Source organism: Ideonella sp. (assembly GCF_041287625.1).
Classification (GTDB): Bacteria; Pseudomonadota; Gammaproteobacteria; order Burkholderiales; family Burkholderiaceae_C; genus Ideonella.
Window position 1 is genome coordinate 47,403 of sequence record NZ_JBGGNH010000056.1, and the last position, 26,087, is coordinate 73,489.

Genomic DNA, 26,087 nt, shown 5'->3' on the forward strand with positions numbered 1-26,087 from the left:
AAGGGCGATTAACTCGGGGTAAGCCCTGAGCAAGAAGCATGCGCAGCTGTGGTGCAGACGTGAAAAAGGCCGCCCGGGCACGGCCGGGGCGGCCTTGGAGGACAGCGTCTCAGAAACTCAGCGGAAGTCGCGGTGGGCTTGCGGCCTGATCACAGTTCGATGATGCCGCGCCGCAGCGCGATCGTCACGGCGTGCGTGCGGTCGACTGCGCCCAATTTGGCCAGAATGCCCTTCATGTGGGCTTTGACGGTGTCCTCCGTCACCGCCAGCAGACCCGCCACCCGCTTGTTCGAGCCGCCCTGGGCAACCAGCCGCAAAACCTCGGTCTCGCGCGGACTCAGCGCTTCGTCGAGCAGGTGCTCGGCCAGCTCGGTGGCGATTTCCGGCGGCACCAGGCGCCGGCCGGCATGCACCTGGCGAATGCCGTCCACCAGCTCCTTGCGCAGCATGCTCTTGAGCAGGTAGCCACTGACACCGGCCTGCAGGGCACGGCGGATCTGCACATCGCCCTTGTAGGTCGTCAGCGCGACGATGCGGGCCTGCGGCCACTCGGCGCGGATCGCAAGCGTTGCCTCCACGCCGCCCATCAGCGGCATCTGCAGGTCCATCAGCGTGACGTCCGGCCGGTGCTGCCGGAAGGCCTCGACGGCCTCGCGGCCATTGCCGGCCTCGGCCACCACCTGCAGGTCCGGCTGCTGCGCCAGCATGCTGGCAATGCCCTCGCGCAGCAGCGCGTGGTCGTCCACCGTCAGCACCCGGATCGGGGGCGGCGGTTCGGCAGGGCGAGGCGCTTCGGCGGTCATGCGTGAGGGGGTCAGAAATCGGCAGTGTCGCCGGATCGGGGAGGCCCATTGCCAGCGGCACGCCACCAGCGCCGCAAATGCTGCCACGGCCCGGCGCTGCGGCGCTGCCATTCGAGGCGCAGCGTGGTGCCCTGGCCAGGCGCGCTCTGCAGCGACAGCCGCGCGCCGAGCCGGGCCGCGCGCTCGCGCTGGCCCGCCAGGCCCCAGTGGCCCGGGCGCGCACCCGCGGCCAGCCATTCGGGTGGCAGGCCGCGGCCATCGTCCTGCACCTGCAGCAGCAGCTTGCCGGCGCCCTGCGCAAGCGTCAACTGCACCCGGCCGGCCGCCGCATGGTTGAAGGCATTCAGCAAGGCCTCGCGGGCGATCAGCCACAGCTCCTCCTGCTCGGCCGGCGCCAGCTGCACCGGCACGCCGCTGCGCTGCAGTTCAAACGCCACACCGTGCTCCTGCGCCAGCTGCTCGCCCAAGGCCTGCAGCCGCTGGTCCAACGCCGGCCCGGGCTCGCCCGGCGAGCGCAAGGCGCCCACCCGGTCCCGCCCCTCGACCAGCACCTGCTCGGCCAGGTCCAGCGCCCGCGTCAGGCCCGCGCGCTCGCGGGTCTCGTCGGGCAGCCGGTCGGCCGCGGACTGGAAACGCAGCAGCAGGCCCTGCACGCTTTGCAGCAGCGTGTCGTGCAGCTCGCGGGCAATGCGTTCGCGCTCCAGCAGCCGGGCCTGGTGGCGCTCGTTCAGGCGCCGCGTCAGGCTGCGCACGCGCAGCCTGAAACCCCAGGCCAGCAGGCCCAGCACCACCGGCACGCACATCAGCGGAAACCACCAGGTCTGGTAGAAAGCCGGCAGGATGGCCAGCGACAGCGCCGCGCCCTGCGGGCTCCACACGCCGTCTTCATTGGCCGCCAGCAGCTCGAAGCGGTAGTGGCCCGGGCCGAGGTTGGTGTAGTAGGCCGCACGGCGCGTGCCGCCGTCCTGCCAGTCGCTGTCCACGCCTTGCAGCCGGTAGCGGAAGTGCACCCGCTCCGGCATCGACAGGCTCAGCGCCGCGTAGTGGATCTCCAGGCTGCGCGTGCCCACCGCCAGTTGCAGGCCTTCCTTCAGCGGCTGGGCCTGGCCATCGGCCACCAGCGCCTGCAGGTGGACCGGCGGTGGCAGCGGGTTGCGCGCAATGCGCCGCGGGTCCAGCCAGACCACGCTGTTGGTCGTCGCGAACCAGAGCCGCCCGTCGCTGCCCTTCACGGCCGAGGGAATCGGCCGCAGCTGCGAGGGCGCGCCGTCCAGCCCGTCGTGATAGTCGAAGCGCTCGAAGGTGACGGCATGCGCCGGCTGCTGCAGCGCCGCGGCCAGCTCGGCTGGCGCGATGTGCAGGATGCCGGTTGCGCTGTTCAGCCACAGGCTGCCGTCGCCGCCCAGCACCAGGCCGGAGACGCCCATCAAGGCCTCGCCGGCCACTTGCAGCGCGTGGAAGCGCTGGCCATCGAACCAGGCCACGCCCTGTTCGCCGGCCAGCCACAGCCGCTCGCCGCTGCCGTCCAGCGCCAGCGGCGAACCCAGGCTCAGCCCGTCGGCCTCGGTGAAATGCCGGGCCTGGCGCGGCTCCCCGGGCGAGAGCCGCACCAGGTGGTTGGCATTGAAGGCCAGCCATTGCGCGCCCTCGCGGTCCAGCCCCATCGCCAGCGGGTAGACAAAGTCGACGCCGGCCGGCAACGGCTGGCGCGTCCAGCGCTCGGCCCCGGCCGAGGCCTTCGCATCGTTGCCGCTCTCGCGGCGGAACATGCCTTCGCGCATCACCGAGAGCCACAGCCGCCCCTGCGCGTCTTCGCCAATCGCCTGCAGCGGATTGCCCGCCGCGGCCGGCGGCAGGGGCACCGGCTCGACCCGGCTGCCACGCGCGCGCCACAGCCCGGTGGCCCCACCCAGCCAGACCTCGCCATTGCGCGCCCGGTAGGCCGCGGTGATGCGCGGGCCCAGCGTGGGCTGCCGCACGAAGCCCGGGCTGGTGCCGCCGGTGGGCAGCAGCAGCGCCGAAGGACCGGTCACGCTGCCGGCCCAGACCTTGCCGCCCTCGCCCGCGGCCAGGCTGAACCACAGCGACTGCGGCGGCAGCAGCACCCGCGTCAGCTTGTTGCGGCGAAAGCGGTCCAGCCCGCCGGTGGTGGCCACCCAGACCGTGCCTTCGCGGTCCTCCAGCATGCTCATCACCAGCTCGCCACTCAGCCCCTGCGAAGGCTTGAACCACTGTGCGGCCTCCGCGTCCGGCAGGCCCAGGTAGCCGCCGCTGGGCATCTGCTGCGGCGCGACCACCCGCGCCAGCCCGCTGCGCGCGCCCAGCCACAGCGTGCCGTCGCGGTCGAACATCAGCGTGCTCAGGTCGCCCGGGCCGGGCTCGACCGCCACACGCGCCGGCAGCGAAGGCGACAGCGCAGGCGGCTGGCCCGGTGCCAGCGGCGCTGCGGTCAGCGGCCAGACGCCGCGCGTGCCATTCGTCGCCCACACGGCGCCCTGCGGGCCCAAGGCCAGCTGGCCGTGGCCTTGCGAATCGCCACAGCGGGCAAAGCGCGCCGCGCCACGTGGCAGGCAATGGCCCGCATCGTCCGCCAGCGCCCAGACGCCATCGGACCCGTCCACCATCACCGCGTAGAACGGCAGGTCCGGCAAACCTTGCGCGGCGCCCAGCGTCAACCAGCGCTCGCCCTGCTGGCGCGCCAGCCCGTGCGCGGTCGCCACCCAGAGGCTGCCGTCGGCCTGCTGCGCCAGCCCGGTCACGGTGCCGGTCGGCAGGCCTTGCGCCGCACCCACGTGCCGCAGGCGTCCATCCTTCCAATGGCTCAGCCCGCCGTAGCGGTAGCCGACCCACAAGCCGCCATCGCGCGATGCCAGCAGCGAGGCCACGCTTTGCGACACCAGGGCCTGGCCGGAGCCGGCCGCGAAGCGCTCGAAGCGCACGCCGTCGAAACGGAACAGCCCGGTGGCCGAGCCCAGCCAGAGGTAGCCGTCGGCCGTCTGCGCCAGGCTGTTGACTTCGGACGGCGCGCCATCGCGGGTCAGCCAGGCGCTGTGGTGGAACTGGGCCAGGTCCAGCATGGCCGGCAGCGCCAGCACACGGCCCGGCAGCCCGGCCAGCAAGGCCGCGGCCAGCATCATCCATTGCCACGCCATGGCAAGCCTGCGCGCTCGCGCCTTCATCGTGCTGCCATCTGCTCCAGGAAAGAAAACCACCGGGCTGCGGGGCAGGCGGCCCGGGCACTGCTGCGGCCGATTGTGGCAGCAGGCCGCCGCCCGGCCGGTGCGGCGTGTGCGGTCGGATTACACGAAAGGGTAGCCCCCGGGCTGCACGATCCGGGCTGGCCCGGCGAGGGGCGGCTTCCTAAACTGGCCTGGCACCACCTGCACGCCAGCCGGGCCACGAACCCGGCCACTGCACAGGCGGTTGCGCCCTCCCCCAAACCCACGGAAATCCGCCCATGCCCTCGACGATGTCCACCTCCCGGCTGCTGGCCGCCCTCGCCACGCTGCTGCCCGCACTGGCCCTGCCGCTGGCCTCGCATGCCGCCGACGAAGGCCTGCGCATTGCCACCTTCAGCAAGAACAGCGCGGGCTGGACCGGCCCCGGCGGCATTGGTGGCGCCAGCTTCATCAACAAGAAGTCCGGCAACGCCGCGCCATCGCTGCAGACCAAGTTCGAAGACTTCGGCATCACCTTCAGCGAGCAGAAGCCCAGCTGGACCGGCGACCTGAAGACCGGCAATGCCTTCGAGATCGGCCTGGACGTCAACGTGCACGACATCGTGTTCTTCCACGACTCGGTGACGCGCGACCTGGCAGTCGAATTCCGCGACTACGACAACCCGGCCGACGGCTACCCCTACACCTCCGTCTGGTACATCGTCGGCACGCTGAGCCCGGCCAACAAGGGCTGGCAGCATTACTCGGTGACCGTGGCCGACCCGGCCGCCACCGCGCTGCCGCAAGGCTGGGGCGGCTACGGCGCCGAAGACCCGGTGACCTACGAGCCCAAGCTGCCGCCCGGCCGGACCTTCGCCAACGTCATCGCCGGTGCCGACGAAATCGTCTTCACCACGCTGATCCCGGGCTGGGTCTACGGCTTCACCTATTTCAACGTCGGCGTGGACAACCTGTTCATCCGCCAGATCACGCCGCAGTGAACGGCACGGGCGGCCGGCGGGCCGCCCGCTTTCTCAGTTTTCAGGTAATGAGTCCGCGGGTTCGTCTTCGCGACGAAGCCTTGTGGTTGAGCCAGCCGGCGTGGGGCACACTCTGCCCTCCGCCGGGCTGGCTTTTTTTGTGCGCGGCGAAACTGCCTCCTTCGCCCCCATGGACTTCAAGCAGCTCGAGTATTTCGTCGCCGTTGCCGAACACCGCAGCTTCAGCCGCGCCGCCGTGTCGCTGGACATTGCGCAGTCCGCCCTGAGCCGGCAGGTGCGGCTGCTGGAAGTGGAGCTGCGCGAAACCCTGCTCAGCCGCAACGGCCGCGGCGTCACCTTGACCGAAGCCGGCGAGCGCCTGTTCCAGCACAGCGTGGGCCTGCTGCAGCAGCTCGCCGCCGCGCGGGCCGACCTGGGCGCCCAGCGCGACGAGCCGGTCGGCCGCATCACCATCGCGCTGCCGCCCAGCATGGGCCGCCAGCTCACGCTGCCGCTGATCGACGCCTTCCAGCGCCAGCTGCCACGCGCCCGGCTCGCCATCGTCGAAGGCCTGTCCAGCCACATTGCCGAATGGATCGTCTCCGGCCGGGTCGACCTCGGCCTGGTCTACAACCCCGAGCCGCAGCCCGAGCTCGAATTCGAGCCACTGCTCAGCGAGCCGCTGGGCCTCGTTTCGCCGGCCGCCGGCCAGCCGCGCCGCAGCACGCCGCGCAGCCTGCCGTTGGCCGAGCTGCCGCAGTTCCCGCTGGTGCTGCCCGAGCGCGCCCACGTCATCCGCCGCCTGCTCGAAACGCAAACGCTGCTGGCCGGCCTGAAGCTGCAGGTCGCCTGGGAAGTCTCCAGCGTTGCCGCGCTGATCGACCTGGTCTGCGCCGGCTACGGCCACGCCGTGCTCACGCCCAGCGCCGTGGTCGCCTCCGGCCGCGGCGACCTGCTCAGCGTGCGCCCGCTCACGCCCTTGCTCAACAGCGTGCTGTGCCTCGCCACCTCGGCCCACAAGCGCCCCAGCGCCCTGACCCGCCAGGCCCGCCAGGTGCTGGCGCAACTCGTCAGCGGCCTGCCGCAGGCCGCAGCGGCCGGCTCGCTGCCCGGCTGACACCCACGCCGCATGCCCACACCCGACATCCCGCGCATCGAAGCCGTGCAGGCCGACGGTTTCGACGCCTTCTGCCTCTACCTCGCCGACCACCTCGGCGACAACGGCCTGCATGGCCACTACTTCCAACCGCTGCCCGCGGCAGAGTCCCGCCCGCCGCTGGCCACGCTGCAGTCCTTTCGCCAAGGCGCCACCATCGCACTGCCCGCGCCCGGCTGGCGCCGCACCTGGGTGGCCCGCAATGCGGGTGGCGACATCCTCGGCCACATCGACCTGCGCGCCCACGCCCAACCCCATGCCAGCCACCGCTGCCTGCTCGGCATGGGCGTGCACCGCGATCACCGCCAACGCGGCCTCGGCGCCCGCCTGCTGGCCCACGCCACACAATGGGCCGAAGCCACCGGCACGCTGCATTGGGTGGACCTGCAAGTGCTCAGCGCCAACCGACCCGCCGTGCAGCTCTACCTGCGCAACGGCTTCCAGGTCACCGGCGAAATCCCCGACATGTTCCTGATCGACGGCCGGCGCTTCGCGTTCACGTCGATGACACAGCGAGTGGCAGCCAGCCAGGCAAAGGGCGCGCATTTCGGGTGATTGCCCACTAAAGCCTTTGCGCGCATGGCCGAAGAACTGCCATGAACACGCGCAACCCGGCTTTTTCCCTGCCCATGGACGACCACCGCGGCAGCCGCCAGCACCGCTTCATGGAGTCAGCCGACCTGAACTCGGCTTTTCGTGAAGTGTTCACGCCGCTGCGCACCAACATCCGCCGCGGCATGACGCTGGATGGCCAGCTGTACGCGATCGAGATGGATGGCTGCATTCCCGGCCAGATGCTGGGCACCGAATGGATTCCCCCGGCCACGCGTGGCGTGGACGACGCGGCGATGCTGGCCGATGCGCCGGTGCGCCGCGCGCTGTTCCGCAAGCTGCTGGCCGAACAGCGGCCGGAGAGCCTGTTCGTCTATGTCTGCGAGCATGGCGGCGGCAAGGTCAAGCCGACGCTGTACGTGGAGATCGCCTCGGAAGACGGCTGCTATGCGGCCGAGTACGCGATCATCGACGGCACCGGCTGGCACCGGCGCGAGCTGCTGCACACGCCTTTCCGCAGGCTGTGCGCGGTGCCCCAGTCCTGAGGGATTCAGCGGCTGATCACGCCGTTGTGGATCAGCAGCCGGTGCTCGCCGAATCGCGCCAGGTCCTCGGGGTCGTGCGTGATCATCAACATCGGCAGGTCGATGCGGTCCAGCAGCGCCTGCAGCTCGTCGCGCATGCGGCCGCGCAGCGCGGGGTCCAGCGCCGAAAACGGCTCGTCCAGCAGCAAGGCCTGTGGTTGATTGACCAGCGCACGCGCCAGCGCCACGCGTTGGCGCTGCCCACCTGAGAGCTGGTGCGGCCACTGGCCGGCCATCTCGGTCAATTCGAAGGCCTGCAGCCAATGCTGGACAGCCGGGCTGTGGCTGCGCGCCGCGGGATTGAGCAGGCCGCGTTGCAGGCCAAAGCCAATGTTCTGCCGGACCGTGAGGTGCGGGAAAAGCGCGTAGTCCTGAAACAGGTAACCCAATTTCCGACTGCGGGCAGCCTGGTTGACGCCGGCCGCGGCGTCGAACCAGGTCTGGCCGGCAAAGCGGACATGGCCGCTGTCGGGCTTCAGCAAGCCGGCAATGGCCTGCAGCGTGAGGCTCTTGCCGGCGCCCGACGGGCCGTAGAGCACGATGCGGCGCGCGTCGGACTGGAACGCCAAATTCAGCTCGAACTGCCGGCCGCCGCCACTCACGCGCTTGCGGATCGCCACGTCCCAGCTCATTTCACTGCGCTCCGCGCCGGCGCCAGCCGCCCGGCCAGCAGCAGCGCCAGCACGCAGGTCACCGAGGTGATCAGCACCAGCAGGTTGGCAGTGTCGTCCTGCCCGGCCTGCACGGCCTCGTAGATCGCCACCGACAGCGTCTGCGTGCGGCCCGGGATGCTGCCGGCCACCATCAGCGTGGCGCCGAATTCGCCCAAAGCACGTGCGAACGCCAGCAGCACGCCGGCCAGCACGCCGCGCCAGGCCAGTGGCAGCGTCACGCGGAAAAACACCGCCCATTCGCCCAGGCCCAGCACCCGCGCGGCCTGCTCCAGCTGCGCATCCACGCCCTCGAAGGCGGCGCGGGCCGATTTCAGCACCAGCGGAAACGCCACCAGGCTGGCCGCCAGCACGGCGCCCTGCCAGGTGAAGATCAGCTGGACGCCGAAGTGCTGGTACAGCCAACCGCCCAGCCAGCCGCGCTTGCCCAGCAGCACCAGCAGGTAGTAGCCCAGCACCGTGGGCGGCAGCACCAGCGGCAGCGTCAGCAGCGCGTCCAGCAGTTCACGGCCGGGAAAGCGCAGCCGCGCCAGCGCAAAACCCGCCGCCGTGCCCAGCACCAGGTTGAGCGCGGTGGCGCAGCCGGCCACCTTGAGCGACAGCGCGAGGGCGATCCAGGCTGCGTCCATCGACTGCAAGGTCAGGCCGTCAGGGTTTCTGGAAGCCGTACTTGGCGAGCACGGCCTGCCCAGCCGGCGAGGTCACGTAGGCCAGCCACTTGCGGCCTGCGTCCGCGTTGCTGCCGCCCTCGACCACCGCAATGGGGTAGCTGATCGCGGTTTCGGTCGGCACGGTCAGCACCACCTTGACCTTGTCCTTCTGCACTGCCGCGTCGGTCGCGTAGACAAAGCCGGCCTCGGTCTCGCCACGGGCCACGTAGTCCAGCGCCTGGCGCACGTTCTGTGCGTAGACGGCCTTGGGTTCGACCACGGGCCACAGCCTGGCCGCCTCCAGCGCGCCCTTGGCATAACGCCCGGCCGGCACACCTTCGGGCTTGCCGAGTGCAATGCGCTTGACTTCGGGCTTGCCCAGGTCAGCCAGCGCCTGCAGCGGCAGGCCGCCCTCCAGCGGCGTGATCAGCACCAGGCTGTTGGCGGCGAAGTTGCGCCGGCTGCCGGTGGCCAGCAGCTTCTGCTGCTCGGCCTTGTCCATGGTTTCCTGGTCGGCCGAGGCGAACACGTCGACCGGCGCACCCTTGGCGATCTGGGCCAGCAAGGCGTCCGACGCGGCGAAGTTGAACAGCAGCTTGGTGCCCGGGTTCTGCGCCTCGAAGCCAGGGCCCAGGTCCTTGAAGGCATTGCTGAGGCTGGCCGCGGCCGAGACGGTCAGGTCGGCCGCGTGCGTGGCCAGGCTGAGCAGGGCCAGCGCAGCGAAGACGCCTTCGCGCAGGGGCTTCAAAGTCCAGGGGAAAGTCATGCTGTGCGGTCCGAGGAGGAGGGGCCGCGAAATATACCGCAGAGCATAACGGTGCCGCGCCGGCCGCTCAGCCCGCCATCAGCTTCATCAGCTTGCGGATGTCGGCCTGGCAGGCCTTCAGCGCCTCGGCCTCGATGCCGCGGTACAGCGCAATCACCTCGCGGCCGGTGTCGGTCAGCTGGCTGCCGCCGCCGCGTTGGCCACCCACCGCGGAGCTCACTGCCGGCTGCCGCAGCGCGCGGTTCAGCTCGGCGATCAGCAGCCAGGCGCGGCGGTAGGACATGTCCAGCGACTTGGCTGCCGCGGTGATGGAGCCGGTTTCGGCCAGCGCTTCCAGCAAGGCCACCTTGCCCGGGCCCACGCCCACCAGTTCGCCCAGCGAGATGCGCATGCGCAGCTTCAGTTCGGGCTTGGACGCTGCGGCTTTGCCGGCTTTTTTCGTGGTGGGCATGGCGGTGGATCATGCAGTGAAAGCCGCTGCATTGGAGCACCACTGTGCGGGTCCCGGCACCCGCACAGATGCGGCAAGACGCAGCGCTGTTGTGACTGGGCAGCGGCGACCCGGCCGCCTACGCTGCACAGCATGACAAACACCGAATGGATGCCCTTGCTGACCTACTGCCTGGTGATGTCCGGCACGCCCGGGCCGAACAATGTGATGCTGGCCACGCTGGGCGCCAACCAGGGCTACCGCAGCAGCCTGCCGTTCATCCTCGGCATCAACATGGGCCTGTTCGTGCAGACCGTCCTGTGCGGCCTCGGGCTGGGCAGCCTGCTGCTGGCGCACCCGCGGCTGCATGCGGTGCTGCGGCTGGTGGGTGTGGCCTACCTGCTGTGGCTGGCCTGGCAGATGGCGCGCACGCGCACCGGCGCGCAGGCCCGCGCCGGCCAGCAGCCGGGCTTCTGGCAGGCGACCGCGTTCCAGGCGGTCAACCCCAAGAGCTGGATCAAGGCGCTGACGCTGGGCGCCGTCTTCATGCCGGCCGGCATGCCGCCGCTGGCCGGTGCGCTGCTGATCGGGCTGGTCGGCTGGGCCATCGGCTTTCCTTGCAACTCGGTGTGGGTGATGTTCGGCGCGGCCATCCGCGGCCTCCTGGCCGACCCACGGCGCCAACGCGCCTTCAACGCGCTGATGGGGCTGACGCTTGCGGTGCTGGCCGTCTCGATGCTGCGCACCTAGACTGCCGCGATGTTCTCCATCGACCGTGACTCGCCCGTGGCCCTGGCTGACCAGATCGAGGCCGGTGTGCGCGCGCTGGTGGCCAGCGGCCAGCTGCCGGCCGGCGCGCGGCTGCCGTCCATCCGCCAGCTGGCGCAGCAGCTCGGCGTGGGGCTGCAGACCGTGATCACCGCCTATGACAGGCTGGTCGCCGCCGGCTGCATCGACTCGCGCGGCACCGCCGGCTTTTTCGTCTGCGAACAGGCCGCCTCGCTGCCGGACGCCGCGGCGCTGGAGGCCGGCCAGGAGCAGGAACCGGTGTGGCTGGCGCAACAGGCCAACGAGCAGCGCCCCGGCGTGCTGCTGGCCAGCAGCGGCGGCCTGCCGCCCAGCTGGCTGGAAGACGCGGTGCCGGCCGCCGTGGTGCAGCGTGGCCTGGCGCGCAGCAGCGCCGGCATGGCCTCGCGCTGCCCGCCGCAAGGCCTGCCCGAGCTGCGCGAGCGCATTGCGATGCTGCTGCGCAGCCAGGGCATGGCGGTGGACGCCGGGCGCGTGCTCACCACCTACGGCGGCACCCAGGCGATCGACCTGATCTGCCGCGCCTTCCTGCAGCCGGGCGACACGGTGCTGGTCGAGAACCCGGGTTATTTCCTGATGTTCGGCCGGCTGCGCGAGGCGGGGGTGCGCATCGTGCCCATCACGCGCCGGCCAGACGGCGTGGACCTGCACGAACTGGAAGCTGCCTGCCGCGCGCACCGGCCGCGGCTGTTCTTCATCCAGAGCACGCTGCACAACCCGACCGGCTGGGGCAGCACGCCGGCCAACCTGCACCGCGTGCTGGTGCTGGCCCAGCAGCACGGCTGCCTGCTGGCCGAAGACGACGTGCACGGCCACTTCCACCCCGGCACGCCCACGCGCCTGGCCGCGCTCTCGGGGCTGGACGGCGTCATCTACTACGCCAGCTTCAGCAAGGCCCTGAGCCCGGCGCTGCGCATGGGCTACATGGCCGCCGCACCCGAGCTGCTGCGGCAGCTGCTGCGCCAGAAGATCTACACCGTGCTGAGCAGTGCGGCGCTGAACGAATACGTGCTGCTGGAACTGCTCTCGGCCGGCCGCTGGCGCAAGCACCTGGAGCGGCTGCAGCGCAAGCTGCTGGCCGCGCGCAACGCCTGCACCCGCCAGCTCACGGAAGCCGGCATCAGCTTCGGCACGCCTGGCGAAGGTGGGCTGTTCCTGTGGGGCGAGCTGCCGGCCGGCGTGGACGTGGACCTGCTGGTGCAGGACGCCTATCGCCAGCAGATCCTGCTGGCCCGCGGCGCCACCTTCCGCGCCGAAGCACCCCCCGGAACAGCGCCAGACCCGCACCTGCGCTTCAACGTGGTGTTCAGCCAGCAGGCCCGGTTGGCTGAGTACCTGCAGAGCCGGCTGCAGGCGCTGGCCAGCGGCCGCTCGGCACTGAGCCGGGTGGCGGGCGACGCACTGAAGCCGTGACGTTTGGGTCACCCCAGCACCAAACGTGCCGCCCGTCACGCTTGGCGACCCGGCAACGGCCGCCGCCAGCTTTGCGCTTCAGCAGCCCATGTGCCAGCCGAAAAGCCGGGATACCTCATCCCAACGCCTTTTTGGCAGGAGACATTCGATGCGCCTTCTTTCGCCCACGCGACGCTTCGGCCTGACGGCCGTGGCCATGGCCTCCCTCATGACGCTGGCCGCCTGCGGCAGCGGCAGTGACTCGGCCGATGCAGGTGGCGGCAGCGGCGGCGCACCGGTGGTCCCGGCCAATGCCATCTCCGGCACCGTGGCCGTGGGGGCGCCCATCACCAACGGCAAGCTGCGCGTGCTGGACGCCAACGGCAACGTGGTCGTCAGCGACCTGGCGATTGCCGCGGACGGCACCTATGCCGACGTGACGCTGACCGGTACCGCACCCTACCGCATCGAAGCCTGCGGCTACGCCGGCCCGAACTACCTGTGCGTCTACTCGGTGACCAGCGCCGCCGGCACCGCCAACGTCACGCCGCTGACCAGCGCGATGGTGCTGCTGGCCTCCGGCCAGTCGCCCGACACGCTGATGAGCGGCACCGCCACGGGCCTCACCACCGACAGCATCGCCTCGGCCCAGGACCAGCTGCGCACCAGCCTGTCCAGCGTGCTGGCCAGCGCCGGCATCACCGGCACCCTCGACTTTGTTTCCAGCCCGCTGACCGCCGGCTCGCGCACCGGCTATGACGGTGTGCTGGACGCCGTGGGCGTGAGCACCGGCTCGGACGCCGGCACCGCCTTCGTCCAGATCACGCCGCGCATCGGCGAGGGCAACGTCTACATGACGCAGGGCGATACCTCCGGCACCGTGACGACCACCGCCAGCGCCAGCAGCCTGCAGCTGGGTGGCCTGGAAACCCTGTTCAACAACATGACGGCCTCGCTGGCCAGCGCCTCGGCCTGCAGCGAGACCAGCACCGGCATCCTGCGCTCGCTGGCGCCGGGCGCCCACATGCAGCTGGGCGACGGCAACGACGTGGCACGCGGCGCCGCGGCGGTCGCGCAAGGCCTGTGCAGCTTCTTCGCCGAGGGCGACGACGGCACGCCGATGTGGGGCTCCCGGCTGATGAGCCCGACGCTGGGCCGCTGCGACACCGGCGCCACGCCGACCTGCCGCGTCTCGTTCGTGCTGCAGGACACCGACGGCAACGTCAAGCCGGTGGGCGACGGCATGGCCGTGACCCAGATCGACGGCCAGTGGAAATTCCTCGGCGACCTGCTGCCGATCAGCCTGCACGCCGCCGCCAAGGCCCAGCGCACCCGCCGCATCGACAGCACCGAGCCGGTGTTCGACTACGACCGCGCGCTCGCCTTCGACGTGGGCGCGGTTTCGGGCCTGATGTGCGCCCAGGTCTCGCAGCACGACAGCAGCGGCGCCGCGACCACCATCGCCTACTTCAAACGCTACGGCGAGAACGTGCAGCGCCTGTCGCTGTGGACCACCGACGGCTTTGGCAACGGCGCCAGCACCGACCGCCTGGTCGGCCAGCTGCGCGGCCCGGACGACACCTGGGTCTCGCTGCCGCAAGGCACCGATGGCGACGCCGTGGTGCGCAACTTCTACCGTGGCGGTCGCACGGTGACCTTCTCGTTCTTCAGCGACGGCGACTGCAGCGTGCCGATGGCCATCGAAGGCCAGACCAGCTACGACGTGGACGTCAACGGCGTGCCGCCGGTCTGGTCGGCCATGGAAAGCCTGCCCTGGCCCGAGCTGGACGCCGACAGCGTGAGCGCGCTGCGCAACCTGGCCATCGACGGCGGCGCCAGCGGCAGCTTCCACGCCGCCTGGAGCTTCGCCCACGGCCCGCTGGGCCTGGACGGTGCGACCGTCTGCGCCAGCCGTGCCGATTGCGGCGACGGCGGCAACGGCCGGCTGGGCGAGCGCGGCCTGAGCCCCAGCGCGCGCGACGCCACCATCAGCCTGGGCAACCGCGGCAGCGTGGTCAATGCCAACGACGCCAAGACCCTGGCGCTCTACGGCCGTACCGGCGACGGCGTGGACCTGCAGAGCAACTACAGCAGCTGCCCCGTCACCTCGGCGGGCCAGTCCTGCCACTGAGCTGCTTTTGCCCTTGACACGACGGCGCCCCGCGGGGCGCCGTTTTTCTTGGCTCACCCATGCCGCAGCGCCGTGACGCACAAGAAGTAACCCCCTCGAAACTCCTGCGGAGTAAGCTGCGCCGCGGCACCGATGGAATCGGTTCCAAACCGGCGCAGCGCGCTGCCCGCATCGCAGCCGCCGCCACAACAAAAGGAGACAGAGATGCAGCTTCTTCCCACCTCACCGGCGGGTTGTGCGCCCGCACGCCGCAGCGCCGATGCGCAGCGCACACGACCGCTGATGCTGGCGCTGGCCGCCGTCATCGCGACCACCGGCCTGTCGGCCTCGGCCTTCGCGAAGTCCGTCAAGCCCAGCGTCGCCGCCGCGCCGGACTTCGGTCCCAACGTGCACATCCTCACGCCCGACATGGCGCTGGCCGACATCCAGACCGTGGTCGACGGCATTGCCGCACGCCAGGTGTCCAACCAGTTCGGCCCCGAGCGCGACGCGGTGCTGTTCATGCCCGGCGCCTATGGCACGCCCGCCGCGCCGCTGAACTTCCAGGTCGGCTACAACACCGCGGTCGCCGGCCTGGGCCGTTCGCCCACCGACGTGACCGTGACCGGCTCGATCAACGTCTACAACCAGTGCGACAGCAGCGGCTGCTTTGCGCTGAGCAACTTCTGGCGCTCGCTGTCCAACCTGAACATCGAGGTCAGCAACAGCAGCTTCGGCTGCTACGCCGGCGAGTTCTGGGCCGTCTCGCAGGCCGCGCCGATGCGCCGCGTGCGCGTCAACGGCAACACCACGCTGATGGACTACTGCACCGGCCCGTCCTATGCCAGCGGCGGCTTCATTGCCGACTCGAAGTTCGAGAACACCGTGATCAACGGCTCGCAGCAGCAATGGCTGGTGCGCGACAGCGCGATGGCCGGCTGGAGCAACGGCGTCTGGAACCAGGTCTTCTCCAGCGTGCTGAGCGCACCTGCGCAATGCTTCCCCGCCAGCACCGACTGCGGTCCCTACACCACGCTGGCCACCAGCCCGGTGACGCGCGAGGCGCCCTACCTCTACGTGGACGGTGACGGCAGCTACAACGTCTTCGTGCCGGCCCTGCGCAAGAACTCCAGCGGCACGACCTGGGCCAACGGCCCGACCGCCGGCACCGCGATCCCGATTGCCGACTTCTTCATCGCCAAGCCTGGCGACTCGGTGACCGCGATCAACCAGGCGCTGGCTGCCGGCAAGCACCTGATCCTCACGCCGGGCGTCTATCAGCTGAGCCAGACCATCCAGGTCAAGAAGGCCGGCACCGTGGTGCTGGGCCTGGGCTTCCCGACGCTGGTGCCGCAAGGCGGCGTGATCGCAATGAAGGTCGCGGACGTGCCGGGCGTGGACATCGCAGGCGTGATCTTCGACGCCGGCCCGGTGCTGTCCTCAGTGCTGCTGCAGGTCGGCACCAAGGCCAACACCGCCGGTTTCCCCGACCAGCCCGTCGCGCTGCACGACGTGTTCTTCCGCATTGGCGGCATGGCGGCCGGCTCGGCCACCAACAGCCTGGCGGTGAACACCGGCGGCACCCTCCTGGACAACATCTGGGCCTGGCGTGCCGACCACGGCAACGGCGTGGGCTGGACGGTCAACCCCGCAGACCACGGCGTGATCGTCAACGGCGACGATGTGACGGCCTACGGCCTGTTCGTCGAGCACTACCAGAAGCACCAGGCGATCTGGAACGGTGAGCGCGGCAAAGTCATCTTCTTCCAGAACGAAATGCCTTACGACCCGCCCTCGCAGGCCGCCTGGTCCAAGTCGCCCACCAGCCCCGGCTGGGCCGCCTTGAAGGTGGGCAAGGACGTGAAGGCCTTCAATGCCTGGGCGCTGGGTTCGTACAGCTTCTTCAACCAGGGCATCGACATCTTCGCCGCGCGGGCCTTCGAAGTGCCGCGCAGCCTGCCCAAGGGCAGCCTGAAGTACCTCACCACCGTCTTCCTGGACCCCAGCCACGGCATGGGCGGCACGCTGAACGTGATCAACAGCACCGGCGGCCCGGCGGTCATCACCAACCCCAGCACGCCGGTCACGGTGACCAGCTTCCCGTGAGGCGAACAGCCTGAGCTTTCCGCCGACGGCGCCCTGCGGGGCGCCGTTTTTCTTGGTGCTTTCGCCCCGTGCCCAGCAGCCCTACAGGCCTTGGTCCACAATCTCCGCGCTGCCTGTGGCGGCCTCACTCCCTTCGATGCCACCAGGCATCGCCTCACTCAGGAAGCGAACAAGATCATGAAGATTTCCACCTCGTTTGTTGCAGCCCTGGCGCTGACCACTGCCGCCTTCGCCACCCACGCGGCCGACCTGCTGGACGGCGTGAAAAGCCGCGGCACGCTGCGCGTCGCGCTCGAAGGCACCTACCCGCCGTTCAACTTCAAGGACAAGGGCGAACTGGCCGGCTTCGAGGTCGACCTGGCCAAGCTGATCGCCACCAAGATGGGCGTGAAGGCCGAGTTCACCACCACCGAGTGGAGCGGCATCCTGGCCGGCCTCTCAGCCGGCAAGTACGACGTGATCCTCAACCAGGTTGGCGTGACCGACCAGCGCAAGCAGGCCTTCGATTTCACCGAGCCCTACACCCTCTCGGCGCCGCAGCTCATCCTGCGCAAGAACGAGACGCGTGAATTCAGGAACCTCGAAGCGCTCAAGGGCCTGAAGCTGGGCGTGGGCCAGGGCACGAACTTCGAGCAGAAGGCCAAGGCCACGCCGGGCGTGGAAGTGCGCAGCTACCCTGGCGCGCCAGAGTACCTGCAGGACCTGGCCGCCAAGCGCATCGACGCCGCGCTGAACGACAGCCTGATGGTCAGCTACCTGGTCAAGACCTCGCCGCTGCCGATCAAGCCGGGTGCGCCGGTCGGCGACGTGGAGAAGTCGGCCATTCCGGTCGTGAAGGGCAACCCGTTGCTGCTGGCCGCGCTGAACAAGGCGCTGGCCGATGCGTTCAAGGACGGCAGCTTCAAGACCGTCTCGGTCAAGTGGTTCGGCGTGGACGTCAGCAAGGCGCCGTCTGAGCGCTGAGCGGCCGAAGAAAGCCCACCGATGGAACTGCTGGACTTGCTACGGGACGCCGCCCCCATCCTGCTCAAGGGCTGCGGCTACACGCTGATGTTCGCCATCGGCGCGATGGTGGGCGGCACCCTGCTGGGCTTTCCGCTGGCGATTGCCCGCGTGCTGCCGAACAAGGCGCTGCGCGGCCTCGCTGCGGCCTACGTCAGCATGATGCGCGGCACGCCGCTGCTGGTGCAGGTGTTCGTCATCTACTACGGCCTGCCCAGCATCGGCATCGAGTTTTCGCCGTTCACCGCCGGGCTGCTGGCGCTGAGCCTGAACGCCGCGGCCTATCTTTCGGAGACGCTGCGCGGCGCGCTCAACGGCGTCTCGCGCGACCAGTGGGCGGCCGGCTACAGCCTGGGCCTCAGCTATGCGCAGGCGCTGCGCTTCGTGGTGCTGCCGCAGGCCTTGCGCACGGCGCTGCCCGGCATGAGCAACACCTTGATCAGCCTGATCAAGGACACCTCGCTGGTCTCGGTCATCACCGTGACCGAGCTGATGCTGGCGACCAAGGAACTGATTGCCGCGACCTTCCGCCCGCTGCCACTGTACCTCGCCGCCGCCGCGCTGTACTGGCTGATGAGCTTGGCTTTCGAGCGCCTGCAGGCCTGGCAGGAAAAGCGGCTGAACCGGGCACACGCCAGGTAGCAAGCAACCCGGGAGGGCTGCGCATCGTCCACATGGGGGTCGTTTCCGGGCGGCCCTTGGCTGACATTGGCAGGGCCTGACGCGCGCTCGGAATGCGCGCTCCCGCTTTGCATGCCACTCCGAAAGACGACCATGACCACCACCGCGCTGCCCACTGTCCAACCCCTGCTGGCGCGCCAGTCCGTCGCCAACTTCGCCTGGGTCATGGGCCTGGGCGGCCTGGCCAACGCCTATGCCGGCGCACATGCGGTGTTCGGCCTGCCGCTGTGGTGCAGCCAGGTGCTGCTAGGCCTGAGCTGCGCGCTGTTTGCGCTGCTGGTGGTCACGCACGTGGCCAAGGCACTGTTTCACTTCGACGCGGTGCGCGCCGAGTTCAACCACGCGGTGCGCTCCACCTTCTTCCCGGCGATGTCGGTCGCCACCGTCGTCGTGGCCATCGGCCTGCGGCCTTACAACGAACCGCTGGCGCGCGCCTTGTGGTGCCTGGGCGCCGCGGCGCATTTCGCGCTGGCGCTCACGCTGATCCGCCGCTGGCTGCTGGCCGCGCAGGACGAAAGCGTGATGACGCCGGCCTGGTTCATCCCAGTGGTCGGCAACATCCTGCTGCCGGTCGGCGGCGCGCCGCTGGGTTATGTGCACGCCAGCTGGTTCTTCTTTTCGGTCGGCCTGGTGCTGTGGCTGGTGTTCTTCACGATCGCGATGCACCGGGTGCTGTTCTTCGCGCCGCTGAGCGAGCGCAGCATCCCCACGCTGTTCATCCTGCTGGCGCCGCCGTCGATCGGCTTTGCCGCCTACACCGCGCTGACATCCCCGCAGATCGGCCAGGTTGGCCTGCTGGCCATCGTGCTCTACAACCTGGCGCTGTTCATCGCCATCCTGCTGGCCACGCTGGTGCCGCGCATCACGCACGGCCCGTTTTTCCTCAGCTGGTGGGCCATGACCTTCCCGCTGGACGGCTGGGCCGGCGCCTGCCTGGCCTACCACCGTCTGCAGCCCGGCCCGGCCACCGGCGCCATCGCCGCGGTCGCGCTGGGCTGCGCCACGCTGATGGTGCTGTGGATGACGGGGCGCACGCTGTTGTACATCCTGCAGGGCAAGGCCTTCCTCGAAGACTGAGCGCGCTGCGACACTGCCGCATCAAGCGCAAAGGGGGCGGGGGCCGGCAACGGCTTTCCGCCCCTCTGCATTTCGGTAGAGCCAGGCCCGGCCCACTTGCAAGGGGACGGACTGCCGCGCACGCGGGAGCATGCGCGATGGGCGCATGTCGCGCACCGCCACCGATCCACAGGAGTTCCGATGACCCAGCCCTGCTACGACCTGCCCGCGCTGTTCCAGCAGCTTGGCCTGCCCAGCGCCGAAGACGACATCGCAGGCTTCGTCGCCACCCATCGCCCGCTGACCGCCGGACTCGCGCTGTCCGAGGCCAGCTTCTGGACCTCCGCGCAATCCGACTTCCTCTGCACCGGCATTGCCGACGATGCCGAATGGGCCGAAGTGGTCGACCGCCTGAACCAGATGCTGCGCTGAGCGCAGACGAAAAAAAGCCCCGGCCTTCGCAGGCCGGGGCTTTCCGTTCGGGCAGGGAGGGACTCAGCCCTTGATGAAGGCAAGCAGGTCGGGGTTGATGACGTCGGCGTTGACCGTCAGCATGCCGTGCGGATAGCCCTTGTAGACCTTCAGCGTGCCGTTCTTCAGCAGCTTGACTGACTTCAGCGCGGCATCTGCGATGGGGACGATCTGGTCGTCATCGCCGTGCATCACCAGCGTCGGCACCTTGATGGTCTGCAGGTCTTCGGTCTGGTCCGTCTCGGAGAAGGCCTTGATGCCGTCGTAGTGCGCCTTGGCACTGCCCGTCATGCCCTGGCGCCACCAGTTCTGGACCACGCCCGGATAGGTCTTTGCACCTGGGCGGTTGAAGCCGTAGAAGGGGCCGGCCGGCACGTCCAGGAAGAGCTGAGCGCGGTTTTCGGCCACGCCCTTGCGGAAGCCGTCGAAGACCTCCATCGGCAGGCCTTCGGGGTTGCTGGCGGTCTTCAGCATCAGCGGCGGCACGGCGCTGACCAGCACGGCCTTGGCGACGCGGCCCGAGGGCTGGCCGAACTTGGCCACGTAGCGGGCGACTTCGCCGCCGCCGGTCGAGTGACCGATGTGCACGGCATTCTTCAGGTTCAGGTGCTCGACGACCGCAAACGCGTCGGCCGCGTAGTGGTCCATGTCATGGCCGTCGCTGACCTGCGACGAACGTCCGTGGCCGCGCCGGTCGTGGGCGACCACGCGGAAGCCCTTCTGCAGGAAGTAGATCATCTGCGTGTCCCAGTCGTCGCTGGACAGCGGCCAACCGTGGTGGAACACGATGGGCTGGGCCGACTTGTCGCCCCAGTCCTTGTAGAAGATCTGGACGCCGTCCTTGGTGGTCACATAGCTCATGGTTTGATTTCCTGTTGGGTCGTTGGGGTGGGACAGATGAGACGCGGCAGTGGCCGCACCGGGCAAGGCGAACGTGGCGGCCAGGCCGGCACCGCCCACCAGCAATTGCCGGCGGCTGAGGTTCGCCAATGTGGATTCGAATTCGATGGACACCGGGGTGCTCCTGGCGGGTTTGTGGGTTGGACGAAATCATTGTGTTGACCCACGTCAAACCCGGCATCGCCATGACACCCGTGTCCGGTCTAGGTCGAATGGCCGGGTTGACCCTGTCCTTTGGGAGTGCTGGGCAGCCCTTGTCACCGCCTCTCCGCTTGGCTAGACTGCGCACCCTTTCCCACCCCAGCCGCCACGGAGCTTCAATTGCCCTGCCGCATCGCCGCCCTTTAAGCCGTCGACCGCTTTCCGACTCGCACAGGCGCTGACCCCTCAGCCCTCGCCATGCCGCCGCCCCGGCGCATGGCCCAGAGTCCGGCCGCTGCTGCAAGCGCTCCGTGCCCGCGCCGCCACGCCATGGTGGAGACGCCGCACCCAGCCAGGCAGGCACCGCGTTGTCAGGTCGTCGGTTCGTTCACCCGAACCTGGACACGACCATGTCTGCGCCATTTGACGCGAAGCATCCGCTCGCGCCTGAACTCCACTCGCTGGAGATCCTGAAATACCCCCGCACGCCCCATCTGGAGGGCTCCCGGTCGCAAGCCGGCGACGAAGGGCACGAGCACGTGCCGCTGGCCGACCTGCGCGGCCAGCATGCTGTCATCGAGGAAAAGCTCGACGGCGCCAACGTCGCCGTTTCGTTCACCGCCGCAGGTGAGTTGCTGCTGCAATCCCGTGGCCACTACCTGGCAGGCGGCGGGCGCGAGCGCCAGTTCGCGCCGTTCAAGCAATGGGCTGCCGCGCACGAGGCCACGCTGCTTGCGCGGCTGGAAGACCGCTACGTGATGTACGGCGAGTGGCTGTATGCCAAGCACTCGGTCAGCTATGACCGGCTGCCGCATTACTTCTGCGAGTTCGACGTGTTCGACCGGCAGGCCGGCGTGTTCCTCAGCACGCCACGGCGACACGCGCTGCTGGCCGGCTCGCCGGTGCTCAGCGTGCCTGTCCTGCACGAAGGCCCAATGCCTACGGCACCGAAGCCGCTGCGCACCTTGCTGCAGCCTTCGCTGGCCAAGGGGCCGGCGTGGCGGCAGGCCTTTGAGCAAGCGGTGCGGCGCCAGGCGCTGGACCTGGCGCTGGCCTGGCGGCAGACCGATGCGTCCGACCTGGCGGAAGGCCTGTACATCAAGATCGAAGACACCGAGCAGGTGCTGGGCCGCTGCAAGTGGGTGCGGCCGGACTTCGTGCAGACCATTCTGGACTCCGGCTCGCACCACAGCACCCGCCCTCTGATCCCCAACGGCCTGGCCGATGGCGTGGACCTCTACGCGCCGCAGCCGCTGGTCGGCTGGCCACAGCCCAACCCGGATGGGAGGACCGCATGAACGCCGACACCTTGCACGCACTGTGCCCCGCTCCGGGGCAAAACTACGACTGGGCCGCCTGCTGCGAAGCCATTCCTCGCCTGCATGCTCTGGAGACCACGCCGCAAAGCCCGCGTTATCACGCCGAGGGCAACGTGGGCATCCACACCCGCATGGTGTTGGACGCCTTGCTGGCCGACCCGCACTACCAGGCGGCGGGCGACACGCGGCGGCAGGTGCTGTTCCTGGCTGCGCTGCTGCATGACCTGTGCAAGCCCGAGACCACGGTGGTGGACCCGCTGACCGGCGGCATCGGCCAGCCCGGCCACTCGCGCCGCGGCGCGGTCGACGTGCGGGTGCTGCTGTGGCAGGCCGGCGTTTCGTTTGCAGCGCGGGAGGCCATCTGCCGCATCGTCGCCGCACGTCAGGTGCCTTTTTTCGCGTTCGACTCGCGCCGCGGCGAGTCGCCCGAGTTCATCGCCCGCAAACTGTCCTGGGGGCTGGACCTGTGCGACCTGGTCTGCGTGGCACGGGCCGACATGCGCGGCCGCATCTGCGAGGATCAGCAGGCCCGGCTGGACGACATCGCGTTGTTCGAGGAGCTGGCGCGCGAAGACGGATGCTGGGACGGCCCGAAGGCCACCGCCTCGGCGCACACGCGGCTGATGTACGCGCGCGGTGCGGCGCTGCACCTGGACACGCCGCTGTTCCAGCCACCTGGCTCGCAGGTCATCGTGCTCAGTGGCTTGCCGGCTTCGGGCAAGAACACCTGGGTGGACCGGCATGCGGCCGGCCTGCCGGTGGTTTCGTTCGACGACGCCAAGACCGAGCTGGGCCTGAAACACGGCGAGAACGACGGCATGGCCGCGCATCATGCGGTCGACAAGGCCAAGGCCTTGTTGCGCCGGCAGTCGCCCTTCGTGTGGAACGCCACCCACCTGAGCGAACAGATGCGCAACAAGACGCTGGACCTGCTCTATGCCTACGACGCGCAGGTGCAGCTGGTCTACCTGGAGGTGCCGCATGCCACGCTGTTCCAGCGCAACCGGCAGCGCGACACCACGCTGAGCCAGCAGGCGCTGGCGCGCATGCTGCACCGCTGGGAACTGCCGCTGCCGTGGGAGGCGCACGAGGTGCGCTACGTGATCGGAGGGTGACATCCGTCTCGCGACGGTGCGCCGGCGTGGCCCGGGACTTGCTGCCGGTTCTGTCACGGCGGCGTATGCTTGTTCACGTCGGCCACCAAGCAGGAGCGGTGCGAGATGAGCAGTGAGAAGTCAGGGGACGTGCGTGCCACCCGGCACATCCGCCTCACCAGCCACCCGGGCCAGCAGGGCCCGAGCGGCGCGCCCGCCATTCACTGGGGCGCAGCCACCGCGGCCGAGCGCGGCCCGGTCATCGGCACCACCACGAACCGCAGCCAGCGCAACGTCATCGGCACCCACAGCGGCAGCTATGGCGTGTACCGCGCGCTGGCGGTCGCGGCCGGCAACCTGGTCAAGGGCCACCGGGCCGACCTGACCAACACCTCGCCGACCGACCTGATCGGCCCGAACCCGCAGTGGGGTGACGCCGCGAAGATGGTCTCCATCGACCCATGGGGCGCCAGCGTCGCGGACGTGTTCAGCGAACACATCGCCCAGGGCTACGACGTGCGGCCGACGATTGCCGTCACCAAGGCCCACATCGACCTGCCCGAGATCCGCCACGCGATGGTCTTCCAGCGCCTGATCCCGGACAACCGGGTGCTGCTGGAAAACGGCTCTGCCGTGGTCACCAAGGTTGCCATCGAGCCGGTCTGGTGGCTGCCGGGCGTGGCCAGCCGGTTCAACGTCAGCGAGGCCGACCTGCGGCGCAACCTGTTCGAAGAGACCGGCGGCATGTACCCGGAGCTGGTCACGCGCAGCGACCTGGAAGTCTTCCTGCCGCCCATCGGCGGGCAGACGTTGTACATCTTCGGCAACCCGCGCGACCTGGCCGACTCCAACGTGACGCTGACCGCGCGCGTGCACGACGAGTGCAATGGCTCGGACGTCTTCGGCTCCGACATCTGCACCTGCCGGCCCTACCTGACGCACGCCATCGAGGAGTGCATCAAGGGCGCGCAGCAGGGCGGCGTGGGCCTGATCGCCTACAGCCGCAAGGAAGGCCGCGCACTCGGCGAAGTCACCAAGTTCCTGGTCTACAACGCACGCAAGCGCCAGCTCGGCGGCGACAGCGCGGACAAGTATTTCCTGCGCACCGAATGCGTGGCCGGCGTGCAGGACATGCGCTTCCAGGAGCTGATGCCCGACGTGCTGCACTGGCTCGGCATCCGCAAGATCCACCGCCTGGTCAGCATGAGCAACGACAAGTTCGATGCGATCACCGGCAGTGGCATCGAGGTCGGCGAGCGGGTCAAGATCCCGGACGAGCTGGTGCCGGCCGATGCACGGGTGGAGATCGAGGCCAAGATCGCGGCGGGTTATTTCACCGACGGTGCGGTGCCGGACGGAGATCAGCTCGCGGCCACCAAGGGGCGCACGCTTGGCTGACCTGGCTTCCACACTGCGGTCCACCGCGACCATCCGCGAACGCTGCAGGAACATCCTCGCGGCGGCGGAAGCCGGCCAGTCGCGCCACTTCACGGTGCAGCGCAGCCGCCTCGACGCCGCCGCCGAACTGGTCGAGCAAGTCACGCGCCGGCAGTACCCTGACCTGCGCATTCCGTACCACAGCCGCTGGCGGCATTTCGAATCCGCTGGCGTGGATCGCAAAGGCGAACTCGACGCGCTGCTGGCGGGGCGCGACGCAGCCGCGCAGGCACGTGCGCGCATCGACCTGACCTTGGTCAGCGTGCTGCTGGACGCCGGCGCCGGGCCGCAGTGGCGCTACGCCGAGGCGGCTTCAGGCCAGACGTTCACCCGCTCCGAGGGCCTGGGCGTGGCGAGCTTCCGCGGCTTCCTGCAAGGGCTGTTTTCGTCCGACGCAAACGACCCGTTGCGGGTGGACGCCACGGTGTTGCAGCGCGTGGACGAAGCCGCGCTGGCCGCCGTCTTCCAGGTGAGCGACGACAACCCGCTGGTCGGCCTCGCAGGCCGTGCCACCTTGCTGCGCCGGCTGGGCGACACGCTGGCCGCCCAGCCCGCAGCCTTCGGCCCCGAGGGCCGCCCGGGCGGGCTGTTCGACCTGCTCACCGACCACGGCCAAACCAACCGCCTGCCCGCGCCGCGCGTGCTGCAAGCCTTGCTGGACCACCTGAACCCGATCTGGCTCACCGGCAGCGAACTTGAAGGCCTGCCGCTGGGCGACTGCTGGCAACACCCGTCTGCAGGCGGCAGCGGCCCCACCGCCGGCTGGGTGCCGTTCCACAAGCTGAGCCAATGGCTGACCTACTCGCTGCTGGAGCCCTTCGAATGGGCCGGCATCACGCTGACCGACCTGGACGGCATGACTGGCCTGCCCGAGTACCGCAACGGCGGCCTGCTGCTGGACACCCAGGTGCTGCTGCCGCGCGACCCGAACTTCGCGGCGCGCCAGCACACGGCCGCGGACGAGGCCATCATCGAATGGCGCGCGCTCACCGTCGCGCTGGTCGACGAACTGGCGCCGCTGGTGCGTGCCCGGCTGGGCAAGACCGCAGCCGAGATGCCGCTGGCCTGCATCCTCGAAGGCGGCACCTGGGCCGCAGGCCGCGAGATCGCCAGGACGCTGCGCGAAGGCGGCAAGCCGCCGCTGAACATCACCAGCGACGGCACGGTGTTTTGAGCAACGGGGCAGTCATGATCCACCACGTCACCCATCCTCTGATCCAGCACAAACTCACGCTGATGCGCGAGAAGGACCGCAGCACCAACAGCTTTCGCCGCCTGATGGGCGAGATCAGCATGCTGATGGCCTACGAAGTGACGCGTGACATGCCCACGCAGCTGATCGACATCGAGACCCCGCTGGAAGCCATGCAGAGCCCGGTGATCGATGGCAAGAAAACCGTGTTCATCAGCATCATGCGGGCGGGAGCCGGTTTCCTGGACGGCATGCTCAACGTCGTGCCCGGCGCCCGCATCGGCCACATCGGCCTGTACCGGGACCCGAAGACGTTGGTGGCGGTGGAGTACTACTTCAAGATGCCGGCCGACATGGAAAACCGCGACGCCATCGTGCTCGATCCCATGCTCGCCACTGGCAACTCCGCCGTCGCCGCCGTGGACCGCCTGAAAGAAACCAACCCCAAGTCCATCCGCTTCGTCTGCCTGCTGGCTGCCCCCGAAGGCCTGAAGAACTTCACCGAAGCCCACCCGGACGTGCCCGTCTACACCGCAGCCATCGACCGCGGCCTGAACGAACACGGCTACATCGTGCCGGGGCTGGGGGACGCGGGGGACCGGCTCTTCGGGACGAAGTAGCTGCACAGC

The 26,087-nt window shown here is 69.5% G+C and carries 24 protein-coding genes; 17 read left to right on the top strand and 7 right to left on the bottom strand.

The features are described from left to right. Positions 1-149: 149 nt before the first annotated feature. Positions 150-803: a response regulator transcription factor gene (locus ACAH41_RS20605; protein ID WP_325654211.1), complete on the bottom strand. Its 654-nt coding sequence runs from the start codon at positions 801-803 to the stop codon at positions 150-152. Between the two features lie 11 nt (positions 804-814). Further along, a complete protein-coding gene (locus ACAH41_RS20610) occupies positions 815-3,955 on the bottom strand; it encodes a two-component regulator propeller domain-containing protein (protein WP_325654213.1) in 3,141 nt (1,046 codons plus the stop codon). 305 nt (positions 3,956-4,260) lie between these two features. Here ACAH41_RS20610 and ACAH41_RS20615 point away from each other — a divergent pair, with 305 nt between their 5' ends. From ACAH41_RS20615 to ACAH41_RS20630, 4 genes are all read left to right on the top strand, one after another. Further along, positions 4,261-4,962 (top strand): PEP-CTERM sorting domain-containing protein, encoded by a 702-nt coding sequence (locus tag ACAH41_RS20615; protein WP_325654215.1) that lies wholly within the window; start codon positions 4,261-4,263, stop codon positions 4,960-4,962. Between the two features lie 169 nt (positions 4,963-5,131). After that, positions 5,132-6,058, top strand: a complete 927-nt coding sequence (locus tag ACAH41_RS20620) for a LysR substrate-binding domain-containing protein (protein ID WP_325654217.1) — start codon at positions 5,132-5,134, stop codon at positions 6,056-6,058. Between the two features lie 12 nt (positions 6,059-6,070). Continuing rightward, positions 6,071-6,652 carry a GNAT family N-acetyltransferase gene (locus ACAH41_RS20625; protein ID WP_325654219.1) on the top strand — a complete coding sequence of 194 codons (582 nt, stop codon included), beginning with the start codon at positions 6,071-6,073 and terminating at the stop codon, positions 6,650-6,652. Positions 6,653-6,693: 41 nt separating this feature from the next. Beyond that, the gene (locus ACAH41_RS20630) at positions 6,694-7,194 is read left to right on the top strand and encodes a hypothetical protein (protein ID WP_325654221.1); all 501 of its coding nucleotides are present in this window, start codon (positions 6,694-6,696) and stop codon (positions 7,192-7,194) included. Positions 7,195-7,199: 5 nt separating this feature from the next. Here ACAH41_RS20630 and ACAH41_RS20635 read toward each other — a convergent pair whose 3' ends face one another. The 4 genes from ACAH41_RS20635 to ACAH41_RS20650 all read right to left on the bottom strand — a co-directional run bounded on the left by ACAH41_RS20635 (position 7,200) and on the right by ACAH41_RS20650 (position 9,771). Next, positions 7,200-7,865, bottom strand: coding sequence for an ATP-binding cassette domain-containing protein (locus ACAH41_RS20635; RefSeq protein ID WP_325654223.1), 666 nt, complete (start codon positions 7,863-7,865; stop codon positions 7,200-7,202). Next, positions 7,862-8,533 carry a molybdate ABC transporter permease subunit gene (gene modB / locus ACAH41_RS20640; protein ID WP_325654225.1) on the bottom strand — a complete coding sequence of 224 codons (672 nt, stop codon included), beginning with the start codon at positions 8,531-8,533 and terminating at the stop codon, positions 7,862-7,864. The genes ACAH41_RS20635 and modB overlap by 4 nt, the downstream gene beginning before the upstream one ends. Before the next feature lie 19 nt (positions 8,534-8,552). Further along, complete coding sequence (gene modA, locus ACAH41_RS20645) at positions 8,553-9,320, bottom strand: molybdate ABC transporter substrate-binding protein (protein WP_325654227.1); 768 nt, start codon at positions 9,318-9,320, stop codon at positions 8,553-8,555. A 67-nt stretch (positions 9,321-9,387) separates the two neighbouring features. Then, on the bottom strand, positions 9,388-9,771 hold the full coding sequence (locus tag ACAH41_RS20650) for a winged helix-turn-helix domain-containing protein (RefSeq protein ID WP_325654229.1): 384 nt from the start codon (positions 9,769-9,771) through the stop codon (positions 9,388-9,390). 132 nt (positions 9,772-9,903) lie between these two features. Here ACAH41_RS20650 and ACAH41_RS20655 point away from each other — a divergent pair, with 132 nt between their 5' ends. From ACAH41_RS20655 to ACAH41_RS20690, 8 genes are all read left to right on the top strand, one after another. Continuing rightward, positions 9,904-10,500: a LysE family translocator gene (locus ACAH41_RS20655; protein WP_325654231.1), complete on the top strand. Its 597-nt coding sequence runs from the start codon at positions 9,904-9,906 to the stop codon at positions 10,498-10,500. Positions 10,501-10,509: 9 nt separating this feature from the next. Further along, positions 10,510-11,970, top strand: a complete 1,461-nt coding sequence (locus tag ACAH41_RS20660; protein WP_325654232.1) for a PLP-dependent aminotransferase family protein — start codon at positions 10,510-10,512, stop codon at positions 11,968-11,970. Between the two features lie 148 nt (positions 11,971-12,118). Then, complete coding sequence (locus tag ACAH41_RS20665) at positions 12,119-14,080, top strand: hypothetical protein (RefSeq protein ID WP_325654234.1); 1,962 nt, start codon at positions 12,119-12,121, stop codon at positions 14,078-14,080. Positions 14,081-14,284: 204 nt separating this feature from the next. Then, positions 14,285-16,165 carry a hypothetical protein gene (locus tag ACAH41_RS20670; protein ID WP_370538445.1) on the top strand — a complete coding sequence of 627 codons (1,881 nt, stop codon included), beginning with the start codon at positions 14,285-14,287 and terminating at the stop codon, positions 16,163-16,165. Positions 16,166-16,342: 177 nt separating this feature from the next. Beyond that, on the top strand, positions 16,343-17,128 hold the full coding sequence (locus ACAH41_RS20675) for a transporter substrate-binding domain-containing protein (RefSeq protein ID WP_325654238.1): 786 nt from the start codon (positions 16,343-16,345) through the stop codon (positions 17,126-17,128). 21 nt (positions 17,129-17,149) lie between these two features. Continuing rightward, positions 17,150-17,809, top strand: a complete 660-nt coding sequence (locus ACAH41_RS20680; protein WP_325654239.1) for an amino acid ABC transporter permease — start codon at positions 17,150-17,152, stop codon at positions 17,807-17,809. A gap of 132 nt (positions 17,810-17,941) precedes the next feature. Continuing rightward, complete coding sequence (locus ACAH41_RS20685) at positions 17,942-18,925, top strand: SLAC1 anion channel family protein (RefSeq protein WP_325654240.1); 984 nt, start codon at positions 17,942-17,944, stop codon at positions 18,923-18,925. A gap of 180 nt (positions 18,926-19,105) precedes the next feature. After that, on the top strand, positions 19,106-19,336 hold the full coding sequence (locus ACAH41_RS20690) for a DUF2789 family protein (protein ID WP_325654242.1): 231 nt from the start codon (positions 19,106-19,108) through the stop codon (positions 19,334-19,336). A gap of 63 nt (positions 19,337-19,399) precedes the next feature. On the opposite strand, the gene ACAH41_RS20695 is transcribed toward ACAH41_RS20690, so the two are convergent. Beyond that, positions 19,400-20,236 (bottom strand): alpha/beta hydrolase, encoded by an 837-nt coding sequence (locus ACAH41_RS20695; protein ID WP_325654389.1) that lies wholly within the window; start codon positions 20,234-20,236, stop codon positions 19,400-19,402. A 590-nt stretch (positions 20,237-20,826) separates the two neighbouring features. Between ACAH41_RS20695 and ACAH41_RS20700 the strand changes: the two genes are divergently transcribed. The 5 genes from ACAH41_RS20700 (at position 20,827) to upp (ending at position 26,078) form a co-directional block, all read left to right on the top strand. After that, entirely contained in the window at positions 20,827-21,714 is an 888-nt protein-coding gene (locus ACAH41_RS20700; protein ID WP_325654243.1) for an RNA ligase family protein, read from the top strand. Beyond that, complete coding sequence (locus ACAH41_RS20705; protein WP_325654245.1) at positions 21,711-22,850, top strand: AAA family ATPase; 1,140 nt, start codon at positions 21,711-21,713, stop codon at positions 22,848-22,850. Before ACAH41_RS20700 ends, ACAH41_RS20705 begins: the two co-directional genes overlap by 4 nt. Positions 22,851-22,955: 105 nt before the next feature. Continuing rightward, positions 22,956-24,227, top strand: a complete 1,272-nt coding sequence (locus ACAH41_RS20710) for a GTP cyclohydrolase II (protein WP_325654247.1) — start codon at positions 22,956-22,958, stop codon at positions 24,225-24,227. Further along, a complete protein-coding gene (locus ACAH41_RS20715; RefSeq protein ID WP_325654248.1) occupies positions 24,220-25,440 on the top strand; it encodes a URC4/urg3 family protein in 1,221 nt (406 codons plus the stop codon). Before ACAH41_RS20710 ends, ACAH41_RS20715 begins: the two co-directional genes overlap by 8 nt. Positions 25,441-25,454: 14 nt before the next feature. Then, complete coding sequence (upp, locus tag ACAH41_RS20720) at positions 25,455-26,078, top strand: uracil phosphoribosyltransferase (RefSeq protein ID WP_325654250.1); 624 nt, start codon at positions 25,455-25,457, stop codon at positions 26,076-26,078. The last annotated feature ends 9 nt before the right edge of the window (positions 26,079-26,087 follow it).